Genomic DNA, 14,225 nt, shown 5'->3' with positions numbered 1-14,225 from the left:
ACATGACAAAAATTCTATTACTCATAGTAATATGCCTCATGCCATCAACCTTGTATGCTCAATGGTACACAGGACAAGCATCATCACCTATTGATGGTAAAGATTACAATGACATACGAAAGAAAGTTATCCAACAAGCCATTGAGAATGCTTCATTACAAGCAAGCAGTTATATTAAAATTGAAACCACGGTTTCTGATGGGATCTTGAGTAAAAGCACCAGTAATATTCAATCAGAACACCAAATTAGTGAGATAAAAATTCTTAATGAATCTGTCGCCAATGACACATTAACGATTAATATTAAGGTAAATCTACAAACGAGTTTGAATTGCACTAAAGATCAATATCAGAAACAACTGGTTATTGCTCAATTTCCATTATTAACACCAGCACAAGCGGCTGCAGGTGATATTTATACACTCCCTTTTCATGTCGTATCACGTTTTAAAAATGAGCTCATCAATCAACCCAATGTGTTCGTCGAAGAACTCATACCTCAAATGGTGTTTAAACCAAATTCCAGCATGGATACAGTCAATTTACGGTCCGTTAATCGTATATCGCATGCACTAAGCAGCCAATATCAGAGTCAATATCTAGTGTTTGGTTATCTACGCGACATAGGATTATTTAATGAAACCAAATCAGGATTACTCAATAGCACGACATCACCTAAACGTAATTTTACGATGAAAGTCTTCATGTACGATAGGATCAGCGACAGTATTGTATTAGAGAATGAATATCACGGAGAAGGGGGTTGGAGTTTCAATTCATTTAACCAAGTCGATTTATCTAACAGTCTTTTTTGGCGAAGTGAATATGGACAAACCATTGTTGATACGCTCTTCAAGGCGGCCAAGGACATTAATGAGACGCTGAGTTGTGAGGCAACAAAAGCCAAGGTAATCGATAAAGATGATGAATTTATCACCATTAATATTGGTACATTGCATGGGGTAAAAACTGGCGATATGTTTAAGCACATTAAACTTAAAAATATCCCATTGAATCAAACCATTTTAACTACATTGATGCCACCAAATGAAGCAACATATTTAGAAGTTGTCCAGGTAAGTAAGAAAATAAGCCTATTAAGAGTACCACCTAAACAGGACCTAAATGGCATGAAGCAACATCAAATTGACCTTTATGATGTTGTCACTACAGCCCCGCAATAACATAGAAACGATGACCACTGGCACAATGAATGAAGCAAATATGTTTATCCAAGTGAACATGCTGCCAGTGGTTTTTACCTAAAAATATAAATACCCATGTGAGATCACTTATCTAAAGTATCAGCAAACCTCGTTATTAAATCTAACTTGCTTACTCTCAGGGCAAACAAGCTAGACAATATAGATTTACTTTGCGAACCGAGGAATTGACGGGTAATCAACAATAACGGCTTCTTCAAGCAATGCGCGGCGAAGCATATCGTAAGCGATTGCCGTACTCATGCTCCTCACAAGCTGACGTGACCGCTTTGGCAATTTCACCATTTGGCTGTATACCCCGTGTTTAGTTGCCAATGCTATTGCAACTGTCCCTACAGGTTTGTCATCGGTTCCTCCATCAGGGCCCGCAATACCGCTAGTGGCTAACGCAAAATCACTGTCTAAGATCCCTCTCACACCTTGTGCCATTGCTTCAACGGTAGGAATAGACACTGCACCATGATCATCTAAAATCTGTGGATTAACGCCTAATACTTTCACTTTAGACTCATTACTGTAAGTCACTAATCCATGATGCAAGTATGATGAACTTCCGGCAAAATCGATTAATTGACTGGTGATCATGCCACCAGTACAAGACTCTGCCACACTAAGACTTAAACCGGACTGGTATAAACGATGATGGATCTCTTCTGACAATGTTGCTCGATTCTCAGCAACAACCGCACAGCCCAATAAGGCTTTAACCTGCTTGGTTACATCTGGTAATTGACGTATAGCTTTATCACCACGTGCGAATATCTTAATTTCAATATGTGGCATTGAAGAGCGATAGCCTAACTCTATCCCTGCTGGTAAAGTGATCTCTGACAGTGTATCGGCTAATGATGACTCGCCATGGCCGATAGTCAGTAGTTTTTCTAAAGCAGACTTTTGTTGGATACCAAACTCTTCTGTAATAAATGGAATAAACTGCTCGGTAATCATGTGCTTTAATTCAAATGGCACACCAGGTGTAAAAAACAACCAAGCATTATTCAGCTTTACTCTAAAACCACATGCGGTACCGACAGGATTATCAACCATTACTGCAGAAGCGGGTAACCAAGCTTGTTTTAAATTACTTTTGGCCATAACGCGATTGTTGCGACTAAACCAATCTTCTAAATGTTCACGCCATTCAACATTCTCAACAAGGTCTTCCCCCTTAGCATTAGCCATGGCTAATGCGGACATATCATCGCTGGTTGGCCCCAAACCACCATTTACAATAATTACATCTGCGTGCTTACTGCGTTCTTGAAATACAGCAACCAGATCATCCATTCGATCACCAACCGTCACCCGGTATTGCATTTCTATACCCAATTCCATCAAGGTATTAGCAACCCAAGCTGCATTAGTATCGACTATCTGGCCAGACAAGACCTCTTCACCAGTACAAATCATTTCTAACTTCATGTGTGCCTCTCAACAATAATATATTAAGCAAATAAATAAAGAGTATCCTAAATATCATCAGCTTAATTCTTAAAGCATATTCAATAGCAGCTAACTTAAGTAACTTGTAAATCAATAGCAAGCATAAAGGTATTTTTCAACACTAAACCATCAACAACCTTGAGTTAACAAATAGTTGTTCTGTTTTTGTGCTGTAATAATTTTTTATGTCACTCAAACTGACATGATTTACCATAATCAATCACAAAAACAGTGTCGAACACTTTTTATCGGACAATGAATACCTTACAGTCTTATCTGTGTCTCGGCATATTCTGTCGTAAGCGAAATTTTTGGAGATTTTTTTGAGCAGTTTCTATCATTCTTGTCGTTACCTACTAATACCGCTGTTAATTACAGCAATCCTTCTTGGACTTATTGAGCACTTTCAAGAATTTTGGTTAAATTGGCAAAAAACTATCCAATATATGCCTTATTGGCTATTAGGTTGTGCCACAATTATCTCACTCCAATTTAATCGAAGCCGGTTAAGTTACATTGGTGTGCTATTACTGATCTTTTATGTATTCAGTCAAAACTCAACTTTTAATCCCAAACAAAATGAATTGATATTGATCGCCGGTGGATTAATTATTACGGTTTTCAGTTTTATAAAAGACCGTGGACTCATTAGTGTGCATAGCTTATTGAGAGTTGGAATCATCTTAACCTGCTTTTTAACTGCTTATTTATGGATACTGATGCTAAGCAGCTACTCACAACAAATGTTAACTCTGCATCAAACTTATCTGCCATTTCTATCAGCAAGTAACTTCTCTAGATTGCCGCTATATTTCATAGGTACAATTTTATTCATCAAATTATGCTGGAACAGTAATCTTCTACATACCAGTCTCGGAATAACCTTTTTGTTATGGCTAATTCATTTTAGCTTTCCCAATTGGCTACCGTTATCAGTGCTACTTAATATGATCGCCTTTTTCTTCTTGGCTACTGTTTTAATCGATTCATACTTTCTCGCTTACCGAGATGAACTGACAGGATTACCCTCTAGGCGAGCCTTATTCAATTTAAGCCTATCATTAGGGCGGAAATACTCTGTAGCTATGGTCGACATTGATCATTTTAAAAAATTCAACGATACCTATGGCCATGACGTTGGCGATCAAGTTCTTAAATTAGTCGCTGCTAAATTGGCTCAAGTCACTGGCGGTGGTAAAGCCTTTCGTTATGGCGGTGAAGAGTTCACCATTGTATTCCCTAGCAAAGAGATTCAACGAGTATTATCTGATTTAGACCAAGTTAGAGTTAACATAGAAAAGTACAACATAGTACTCAGAGAAGAAAAACGGAAAGGGAAGCAAGATAAAAACGCCACTAAGAAACGTAATAAAAAAATATCTGAGAAACAACCAACAGTTAACGTCACAGTCTCAATTGGTTGTGCTCAACATCAAGTAGACCAAAACTTTGAGCAATGTATGAAAGAAGCGGATAAAGCTCTTTACAAAGCAAAAGATAGTGGAAGAAATCAAGTATGCACATAAATATACCAATTCATACTTTATGAGAAGATCGCGTAGCACGGGTCATCTACCGCGCTACAAGAACAAGGCAATGATAATTTAGTCATAAATTTAAATCGCTATGATGGAAATAACTGACGTTCTATCCAACTGATTTGTTCCATGATGTGAAACAAATAATCTCGTCTAATGGCAAGGCTTCGATTTGACTGGTGGATGCTAACCTACATCTGTCCAACATACGAGATGGGCCACTTTGTGTACCATTTCGTTGTTGCATTGTGGAATAACCATTCTTTTAACAATGCACCTCAAACTGAAAACCTGAGTGATCCTGATTGATTGAGCACATAATGAATGGAACTTGTATAACGGAAAATTAATAAGCTAAGCTGTTATCTTGTTTATTGCAGATACAAAAAAGCCTCGTCTAATGACGAGGCTTCGATGTAATTGGCGGAGCGGACGGGACTCGAACCCGCGACCCCCGGCGTGACAGGCCGGTATTCTAACCAACTGAACTACCGCTCCTTTAACAAATTGCTTACGCACGATGCTAAATACTTTTTAAGTCGCTAACGTGTCATGGCTAGGAGACTCGCTTCATATTGAAGCTACTCTTTCGAGTTATTAGGCGCCTGGAAATGACCTACTCTCACATGGGGAGACCCCACACTACCATCGGCGATACTGTGTTTCACTTCTGAGTTCGGAATGGGATCAGGTGGTGCCACAGCTCTATGGTTTCCAGACAAATTTTGCTTATCTAACGCATTATTCTTGATGCATTAAATAATAATTCGGAAAGCTGATTGCTTTTACTCTTATTAAGAGTATTGAGTCTCTCACACTGTCTAAGCGCTCTATTCTAACACTAAGGTCAGTAAAACACATCTGGGTTGTATGGTTAAGCCTCACGGGTCATTAGTACAAGTTAGCTCAACGCCTCACAACGCTTACACACCTTGCCTATCAACGTAGTAGTCTCCTACGGCCCTTTAGAGAGCTTAAAGCTCTAGGGATGACTCATCTTAGGACTCGCTTCCCGCTTAGATGCTTTCAGCGGTTATCGATTCCGAACGTAGCTACCGGGCAATGCTATTGGCATAACAACCCGAACACCAGCGGTTCGTCCACTCCGGTCCTCTCGTACTAGGAGCAGCTTCCTTCAATCATCCAACGCCCACGGCAGATAGGGACCGAACTGTCTCACGACGTTCTGAACCCAGCTCGCGTACCACTTTAAATGGCGAACAGCCATACCCTTGGGACCGACTTCAGCCCCAGGATGTGATGAGCCGACATCGAGGTGCCAAACACCGCCGTCGATATGAACTCTTGGGCGGTATCAGCCTGTTATCCCCGGAGTACCTTTTATCCGTTGAGCGATGGCCCTTCCATTCAGAACCACCGGATCACTATGACCTACTTTCGTACCTGCTCGACGTGTATGTCTCGCAGTTAAGCTGGCTTATGCCATTGCACTAACCGTACGATGTCCGACCGTACTTAGCCAACCTTCGTGCTCCTCCGTTACTCTTTGGGAGGAGACCGCCCCAGTCAAACTACCCACCAGGCACTGTCCCGAACCCCGATAAGGGGCCGCGGTTAGAACATCAAAACTACAAGGGTGGTATTTCAAGATTGACTCCACTCAGACTAGCGTCCAAGCTTCAAAGTCTCCCACCTATCCTACACATGTAGGTTCAATGTTCAGTGCCAAGCTATAGTAAAGGTTCACGGGGTCTTTCCGTCTAGCCGCGGGTATACGGCATTTCACCGCAATTTCAACTTCACTGAGTCTCGGCTGGAGACAGCGTGGCCATCATTACGCCATTCGTGCAGGTCGGAACTTACCCGACAAGGAATTTCGCTACCTTAGGACCGTTATAGTTACGGCCGCCGTTTACCGGGGCTTCGATCATGAGCTTCTCCGAAGATAACCCAATCAATTAACCTTCCGGCACCGGGCAGGCGTCATACCGTATACGTCATCTTGCGATTTTGCACAGTACTGTGTTTTTGATAAACAGTTGCAGCCACCTGGTATCTGCGACTGCCGTCAGCTTAGGGAGCAAGTCCCATCACCGACAGCAGCGTACCTTCTCCCGAAGTTACGGTACCATTTTGCCTAGTTCCTTCAGCCGAGTTCTCTCAAGCGCCTTGGTATTCTCTACCCGACCACCTGTGTCGGTTTGGGGTACGATTTCTACTAACCTGAAGCTTAGAAGATTTTCCTGGAAGCATGGCATCAACTACTTCATCACCTTAGTGACTCGTCATCAGCTCTCAACCTGTACATTTAAGTACGTATTCCCGGATTTGCCTAAGAATACAGCCTACTACCTTAAACGCGGACTACCAACGCCGCGCTAGCCTAGCCTTCTCCGTCTCTCCATCGCAGTTAGCAAAAGTACAGAAATATTAATCTGTTTCCCATCGATTACGCCTTTCGGCCTCACCTTAGGGGTCGACTCACCCTGCCCCGATTAACGTTGGACAGGAACCCTTGGTCTTTCGGCGAGGGAGTTTTTCACTCCCTTTATCGTTACTCATGTCAGCATTCGCACTTCTGATACGTCCAGTGTGGGTTACCCCTTCACCTTCAACCGCTTACAGAACGCTCCTCTACCGCGCACACCTAATGGCATGCACCCGTAGCTTCGGTGGTATGTTTAGCCCCGTTAAATCTTCCGCGCAGGCCGACTCGACTAGTGAGCTATTACGCTTTCTTTAAATGATGGCTGCTTCTAAGCCAACATCCTAGCTGTCTAAGCCTTCCCACATCGTTTCCCACTTAACATACACTTTGGGACCTTAGCTGACGGTCTGGGTTGTTTCCCTTTTGACAACGGACGTTAGCACCCGCTGTCTGTCTCCCGAGTAGTACTCATTGGTATTCGGAGTTTGCAAAGGGTTGGTAAGTCGGGATGACCCCCTAGCCTTAACAGTGCTCTACCCCCAATGGTATTCGCTCGAGGCGCTACCTAAATAGCTTTCGAGGAGAACCAGATATCTCCGAGTTTGATTGGCCTTTCACCCCCAGCCACAAGTCATCCGCTCATTTTTCAACATAAGTCGGTTCGGTCCTCCAGTTGATGTTACTCAACCTTCAACCTGCCCATGGCTAGATCACTCGGTTTCGGGTCTACGCCTTGCAACTAAACGCGCAGTTAACACTCGGTTTCCCTACGGCTCCGCTATTCGCTTAACCTCGCTACAAAACGTAAGTCGCTGACCCATTATACAAAAGGTACGCAGTCACGGTCTCAAGAACCGCTCCCACTGCTTGTACGTACACGGTTTCAGGTTCTATTTCACTCCCCTCACAGGGGTTCTTTTCGCCTTTCCCTCACGGTACTGGTTCACTATCGGTCAGTCAGGAGTATTTAGCCTTGGAGGATGGTCCCCCCATATTCAAACAGGATGTCACGTGTCCCGCCTTACTCGTTTTCATCTATGGTTAGTTTTCATGTACGGGGCTATCACCCTGTGCCGCTGTGCTTTCCAACACATTCCACTAACACCCCATAGACTTAAGGGCTAATCCCCGTTCGCTCGCCGCTACTAGGGGAATCTCGGTGATTTCTTTTCCTCCGGGTACTTAGATGTTTCAGTTCCCCGGGTTTGCCTCACTACACTATGTATTCATGTAGTGATAACAGCTTATGCTGCTGGGTTTCCCCATTCGGATATCGTTAGCTCAAATGCTTATTACTAGCTCGCCAACGCTTTTCGCAAGTTATTACGTCCTTCATCGCCTCTGACTGCCAAGGCATCCACCGTATACGCTTAGTCACTTAACCATACAACCCAAATGAGTTTCACTTTCGTGAACCACCTGCGTTATATCGCAACTAGCTGGTTTTTACTTGTCTCACCTCCAGGGTAGGAAGTGGACTCGCCTTAGTTTTTAGAATATTCAAGACACTTAAACAGTGTTTTGAGAACTCAAGATACTGATACTTTCGTATCAGTATTATTTTTCGCACTAACGTAATCACACAAACGACAACGAATTATCATCTATGCGCCTTTAGTTAGTACTATCAGCTTTCCAAATTGTTAAAGAACAACACTTAACCGGCTCGCGGTGTGTTTTACTTACCTTCCGAAGAAGTTAACAAGTAATCTGTGTGAACACTCACATGCATTGCTGCACTTTAGGTATTGAGTTAGTCGTATAGGTAAGGAGGTGATCCAGCCCCAGGTTCCCCTAGGGCTACCTTGTTACGACTTCACCCCAGTCATGAACCACAAAGTGGTGAGCGTTCTCCCGAAGGTTAAACTACCCACTTCTTTTGCAGCCCACTCCCATGGTGTGACGGGCGGTGTGTACAAGGCCCGGGAACGTATTCACCGTAGCATTCTGATCTACGATTACTAGCGATTCCGACTTCATGGAGTCGAGTTGCAGACTCCAATCCGGACTACGACGTACTTTGTGAGATTAGCTCCACCTCGCGGCTTTGCAACCCTCTGTATACGCCATTGTAGCACGTGTGTAGCCCTACTCGTAAGGGCCATGATGACTTGACGTCGTCCCCACCTTCCTCCGGTTTATCACCGGCAGTCTCCCTAGAGTTCCCACCATTACGTGCTGGCAAATAAGGATAGGGGTTGCGCTCGTTGCGGGACTTAACCCAACATTTCACAACACGAGCTGACGACAGCCATGCAGCACCTGTCTCACAGTTCCCGAAGGCACACCAGAATCTCTTCCGGCTTCTGTGGATGTCAAGAGTAGGTAAGGTTCTTCGCGTTGCATCGAATTAAACCACATGCTCCACCGCTTGTGCGGGCCCCCGTCAATTCATTTGAGTTTTAACCTTGCGGCCGTACTCCCCAGGCGGTCTACTTAATGCGTTAGCTTGGGAGCCCAGTGACTAAGTCACCAAACTCCGAGTAGACATCGTTTACGGCGTGGACTACCAGGGTATCTAATCCTGTTTGCTCCCCACGCTTTCGTACATGAGCGTCAGTCTTTGTCCAGGGGGCCGCCTTCGCCACCGGTATTCCTTCAGATCTCTACGCATTTCACCGCTACACCTGAAATTCTACCCCCCTCTACAAGACTCTAGTTCACCAGTTCTAAATGCAATTCCCAGGTTGAGCCCGGGGATTTCACATCTAGCTTAATGAACCGCCTGCGTACGCTTTACGCCCAGTAATTCCGATTAACGCTCGGACCCCTCGTATTACCGCGGCTGCTGGCACGAAGTTAGCCGGTCCTTCTTCTGTAGGTAACGTCACAGCAGCGTGCTATTAACACGCTACCTTTCCTCCCTACTGAAAGTGCTTTACAACCCGAAGGCCTTCTTCACACACGCGGCATGGCTGCATCAGGGTTTCCCCCATTGTGCAATATTCCCCACTGCTGCCTCCCGTAGGAGTCTGGGCCGTGTCTCAGTCCCAGTGTGGCTGATCATCCTCTCAGAACAGCTAGGGATCGTCGCCTTGGTGAGCCATTACCTCACCAACTAGCTAATCCCACCTAGGTTCATCCAATCGCGAAAGGCCCGAAGGTCCCCTCCTTTCCCCCGTAGGGCGTATGCGGTATTAGCAGTCGTTTCCAACTGTTATCCCCCTCGACTGGGCAGATCCCTAGGCATTACTCACCCGTCCGCCGCTCGTCAGCAAAGTAGCAAGCTACTTTCTGTTACCGCTCGACTTGCATGTGTTAGGCCTGCCGCCAGCGTTCAATCTGAGCCATGATCAAACTCTTCAATTAAAGTTTTTTGAAATATTCGGTTAGGAATATTTCGGCTCAATGAATTCTGATTTACACCTTATAAACTCGGAAGAATCTATAAAATGCTTGTTACATATTGCTATGAACATTCATCGTTGCATTGAGTTGAAATTTTTTGATTGCCAACATTCCGAAGAACAGAAGACAATTTCGAATAACTCAATACCTGTGAATGTCCACACAGATTTCTTGTTTAAATTGTTAAAGAGCGATGATACCGATTTTTCAGGTATCGCCACAAGACGCTAGGTCGTTGGCTTGGGAGGCGTATTTTACGCGTTCCGATTGCTGCGTCAAGTGTTTTTTCAAACTTTCTTTTCGCTGTTGAACTCAGTGTTTTGAAGCACTTAATTCAACCTAACCCGGTGACTGCTTGCGCTATCTGCCGTGTCAGTGGATGCGCATTATAGGCAACACAAGATTTAGTGCAACCCCTTTTTTAATAAAAAAGGATCGCTTGGCGATCTTTTCACCAATAGCGATCCTTTTATTCTTTTTAATTGTATTTTTGCTTATTTATTGTGCTTTTTATGCTTTGTGCTGAATTGAGACAAAAACGTTATGGCATTTTCATCATCCCAATCAACGTATGAACGAACATAGGCCACCAGCTCACCTTGCTCATTTAAGATAAATGTTGCAGGTATTGTGTCGAGTGGAAATACATCACGTAGTTGTTGGTGTGGATCAAAGTAAGAATTAAAAGCCGATAAACCTAAGTCAGCTAAAAATGGCTGTACAATCTTTGCCGCTTCAGCATCAATTGAAATCGGCACTAATGCAAATTGTTCAGCATTGAGCGTTTGATTTAAGCGATGTAATGCTGGGAGCTCTCTAACACATGGAGGACACCAAGTAGCCCAAAGATTAACAACTACCACTTTTCCTTTATATTGCTCAAAATTGACAGACTCACCTACTAGGTCAGTAAAATCGACTAAAGCAACTGGAAATGGCTGTGGTAGTACATTAATCCGCTCAAGGGTTGATTCAGAGGTTTGCTCTGCGGCAGCCTGCATACCAGGGTATGCATTAGCCGCGCTTATAATACCAATAAGAAAGAAGCTACTGAAGATAATTGCAAACCACTGTTTCAAGGTTAATACTCCATTGTTTACTTAATTGTCTTATCATTATTTAAAAGTGCATCCAACTCAGCCTGCTGCTCTGTCGATAAGGTTGTTGATTCAGATTCTTGGATACGTTGTTTCCGTACAAAGATAAAACCAATAAAAAGACCCAAAATAAGTAAACCGAATGGACCAAGCCATAGAATATATGTTTCAGAATCTAACTTTGGTTTATACAAAACAAAATTACCATAGCGACTGGTCATAAAATTGATAATTTCATCATCAGATTTCCCGCCATCAACCATCTTGTATACTTCAAGACGTAAATCTTTCGCAACTGGAGAGTTTGAATCGACCAAGTTTTGATTCTGACATTGTGGACAACGTAATTGGTCCGAGAGTGCCAATGCTCTTTCCTGATTCTCTACAGATTTAAACTCGTAAGTATCTACTGGTGTAGCCATAACAGACCCAGCAAATAATAGACTCGCGCAACTGAGTAAAAAATGAGTGATAATTTTCATTACGATGCTCCATCTATTTTAGCTTCAGCCTGTAATTGCTGAATCATCGGATACAAAGTTTGTGTCCAAACCGTTTGATCTATTGGTCCTGCATAGCGATATCGAATAATACCGTTATGATCAACAATAAATGTTTCGGGAGCACCATAAACTCCAAGATCTAAACCCATTCGACCATTTACGTCAAAGAGGTTCATGGTATATGGGTCGCCTTGAGTCCTTAACTCTTTTACCGCTAATGCACGCTCGTCGCGGTAATTGATGCCGTAAATAGGCAATATGTTACGTTTAGATAACATCAGTAAATAAGGATGTTCATATTTACATGCTGGACACCAAGTCGCCCAAAAGTTCAGCATAGACACTTTTGCTGGAAGATCTTTCTCAGTGACAAGTTCACTAGGCACTTCTAAACGCTCAAGTTGGAAAGCCGGTAATGGCTTTCCTTCTAATGCAGAATCGAGCACCTTAGGATTAAGAAATAACCCCTGGTATAAAAATACACCCATAACCAAAAATATGACCAAAGGTATAAACAGAACTAACTTCTTCATAATGTCTCCGAGTTAATTAAGCTGTCGCTAGTTTTTCTTTTACTGCATTTACTGTAGCGACTTGCTTCACACGATAGCGCTTATCTGACGCTGCGAGGAAGCCCCCAATCATCATAAAGATTGAACCAAACCACAACCAACGAACAAAAGGTTTGTAGTTAAGGCGTACTGCAAACTCAGTTAAGCTAATCGGATCACCCATAGTGACATAGAGATCTCGGAATAATCCCCAATCAATGCCAGCTTCGGTCATATCCATAGTACGTACGTTATATTGACGACGGTCAGGCTTTAATAAAGTGAGTAATTCATCATCTTTATAAACCTCAATCTGACCTTGCTTCGCAGTATAGTTAGGACCGACAACATTTTTAGTTTCTAAATACTTAAATGTATAACCAGCCAGTTCCTGACTAATACCAGGTCCCATACGTACGCTTTTTTCGATTGAATAATTAGACACCATAGTGGCACCTAAAACAGAGACGGCAATACCAAAGTGAGCGAAGAGCATCCCTAATTGGCTGCGTCCCATTTTATTAAGACTGATGCTTCCGTCTTTATTACTCACCATATTATAAGCTGCACGTAGAGTAGCTAGCATTATCCACGTTGTCGCACCGACACCACACATTACCCAAGCGTTAAACTCGCCGCCTGCAACAAAAGGAGCAGCAACACCCACAACTAACGCTATGATAGCTGGGACAAGTAACTGTCTTTTGATTTCACCAGGTTTAGATTTCTTCCAACGTATAATTGGACCAATACCCATAAAGCCAAATAAGACTAATACAATAGGCACAAATACGGCATTAAAATATGGAGGGCCAACCGAAATCTTGCTCATACCCAATGCATCAATAAGTAGTGGGTAAAGTGTACCGAGTAATACGGTACCCGCTGCAACAGTCAGTAATACGTTACAAATCAGCAGCAAGGTTTCTTTCGATTTTAGTTCAAATCGTGCTGGACTACTCATTTCACTGGCACGGAATGCAAATAGTGTTAACGATCCACCAATAGCAATACCCAATAACAATAGGATGAATAAACCACGACTAGGGTCAGCAGCGAATGAATGCACTGACGTTAACACGCCCGAACGTACAATAAAGGTACCAAGTAAACTTAATGAGAATGCGAAAATAGATAGCAATACAGTCCAGTTACGGAATGCACCACGTTTTTCAGTCACAATTAACGAGTGCACGAGTGCAGTACCAACTAACCAAGGCATAAATGAAGCATTTTCAACTGGGTCCCAGAACCACCAACCGCCCCAACCTAATTCGTAATACGCCCACCAAGAACCTAATGAAATACCACCGGTTAAAAATATCCAAGCCGCTAATGTCCAAGGACGACTCCAACGGGCCCATGCAGAGTCAAGTCTGCCACTCATTAACGCTGCAATAGCGAAAGCGAAACAGACAGAAAAACCTACATATCCTAGATATAGCATCGGCGGATGGAAAATTAAGCCAACATCTTGCAACATTGGGTTTAAGTCTCGCCCTTCTAGAGGTATAGGGAATAGTCGTTCAAATGGGCTTGATGTAAGTATCATGAATAAACTAAAGCCGACGACAATCATTGCTAGTATTGATAATACCCTAGCAGTAAATACTTCTTCTAAACCTTTACTGAATAGTGCAACAGATGCTGTCCATACAGATAATGCGAAGACCCAGAATAACAATGACCCTTCATGACCACCCCACACAGCAGCAATTTTGAAGAATATAGGTAGTTCGGAGTTGGAATGATGTGCAACATAAGCCACAGAGAAATCATCAACAGCAAAGCTGTATCCGAGTGCGATAACCGATAGAGTGATGAAGAAAAACATTCCATATGTCAGTGGCCAAGCATAACGAACGAGATACTGGTCTTTACGAGCGGCACCATATAACGGTACGGTCGCTAACAGTAGGGCAAAAGCCAAACCGAGAATTAGCGAGAAATGTCCAAGTTCTGGGATCATGGGTATTCCTTAGTCTAAAAGATGAGCGGATTTGAAACAAACAAATCACGGCAGTACTAATTTATGCGATGAAACTAATATACGCACATTAGCTTAAACGAATTTTAACGCATTCTAAAACTTGCTATGGCTTCTGTCTGCCATTTTCGTACAAAATTGGGTCA

7 protein-coding genes, 1 tRNA gene and 3 rRNA genes are annotated in these 14,225 nt (G+C 43.1%); 2 read left to right on the top strand and 9 right to left on the bottom strand.

Annotation, left to right across the window (positions count from 1 at the left end; genetic code table 11):
- Nucleotides 1-2: 2 nt before the first annotated feature.
- Entirely contained in the window at nt 3-1,184 is a 1,182-nt protein-coding gene (locus FH971_RS00795) for a flagellar assembly protein T N-terminal domain-containing protein (protein WP_140232984.1), read from the top strand.
- Between the two features lie 186 nt (nt 1,185-1,370).
- Here FH971_RS00795 and FH971_RS00790 read toward each other — a convergent pair whose 3' ends face one another.
- Nucleotides 1,371-2,645, bottom strand: a complete 1,275-nt coding sequence (locus FH971_RS00790) for a CinA family nicotinamide mononucleotide deamidase-related protein (RefSeq protein WP_140232982.1) — start codon at nt 2,643-2,645, stop codon at nt 1,371-1,373.
- A 908-nt stretch (nt 2,646-3,553) separates the two neighbouring features.
- Between FH971_RS00790 and FH971_RS20485 the strand changes: the two genes are divergently transcribed.
- Nucleotides 3,554-4,192, top strand: a complete 639-nt coding sequence (locus FH971_RS20485; protein ID WP_240778418.1) for a GGDEF domain-containing protein — start codon at nt 3,554-3,556, stop codon at nt 4,190-4,192.
- A 433-nt stretch (nt 4,193-4,625) separates the two neighbouring features.
- Here the strand turns inward: FH971_RS20485 and FH971_RS00780 are convergent.
- The 8 genes from FH971_RS00780 to FH971_RS00745 form a co-directional block, all read right to left on the bottom strand.
- Nucleotides 4,626-4,702 (bottom strand) — tRNA-Asp (locus FH971_RS00780).
- A gap of 105 nt (nt 4,703-4,807) precedes the next feature.
- Nucleotides 4,808-4,923, bottom strand: a 5S ribosomal RNA gene (gene rrf, locus FH971_RS00775).
- A gap of 151 nt (nt 4,924-5,074) precedes the next feature.
- Nucleotides 5,075-7,977, bottom strand: a 23S ribosomal RNA gene (locus tag FH971_RS00770).
- Nucleotides 7,978-8,359: 382 nt separating this feature from the next.
- A 16S ribosomal RNA gene (locus FH971_RS00765) occupies nt 8,360-9,902 on the bottom strand.
- Together the 16S, 23S and 5S rRNA genes with 1 tRNA gene alongside form the textbook arrangement of a ribosomal RNA operon.
- Nucleotides 9,903-10,435: 533 nt before the next feature.
- Complete coding sequence (locus FH971_RS00760; RefSeq protein ID WP_167496064.1) at nt 10,436-10,942, bottom strand: TlpA family protein disulfide reductase; 507 nt, start codon at nt 10,940-10,942, stop codon at nt 10,436-10,438.
- A gap of 95 nt (nt 10,943-11,037) precedes the next feature.
- A complete protein-coding gene (nrfF, locus tag FH971_RS00755) occupies nt 11,038-11,520 on the bottom strand; it encodes a heme lyase NrfEFG subunit NrfF (protein ID WP_140232978.1) in 483 nt (160 codons plus the stop codon).
- A complete protein-coding gene (locus tag FH971_RS00750; protein WP_137223855.1) occupies nt 11,520-12,074 on the bottom strand; it encodes a DsbE family thiol:disulfide interchange protein in 555 nt (184 codons plus the stop codon). Before FH971_RS00750 ends, nrfF begins: the two co-directional genes overlap by 1 nt.
- A gap of 16 nt (nt 12,075-12,090) precedes the next feature.
- Entirely contained in the window at nt 12,091-14,061 is a 1,971-nt protein-coding gene (locus FH971_RS00745; protein ID WP_137223857.1) for a heme lyase CcmF/NrfE family subunit, read from the bottom strand.
- Nucleotides 14,062-14,225 lie beyond the last annotated feature (164 nt).

This window comes from Shewanella polaris, from assembly GCF_006385555.1.
Taxonomy (GTDB): domain Bacteria; phylum Pseudomonadota; class Gammaproteobacteria; order Enterobacterales; family Shewanellaceae; genus Shewanella; species Shewanella polaris.
Note: the sequence above shows the minus strand (reverse complement) of the source record. Positions and strands in the feature narration are given on the sequence as shown.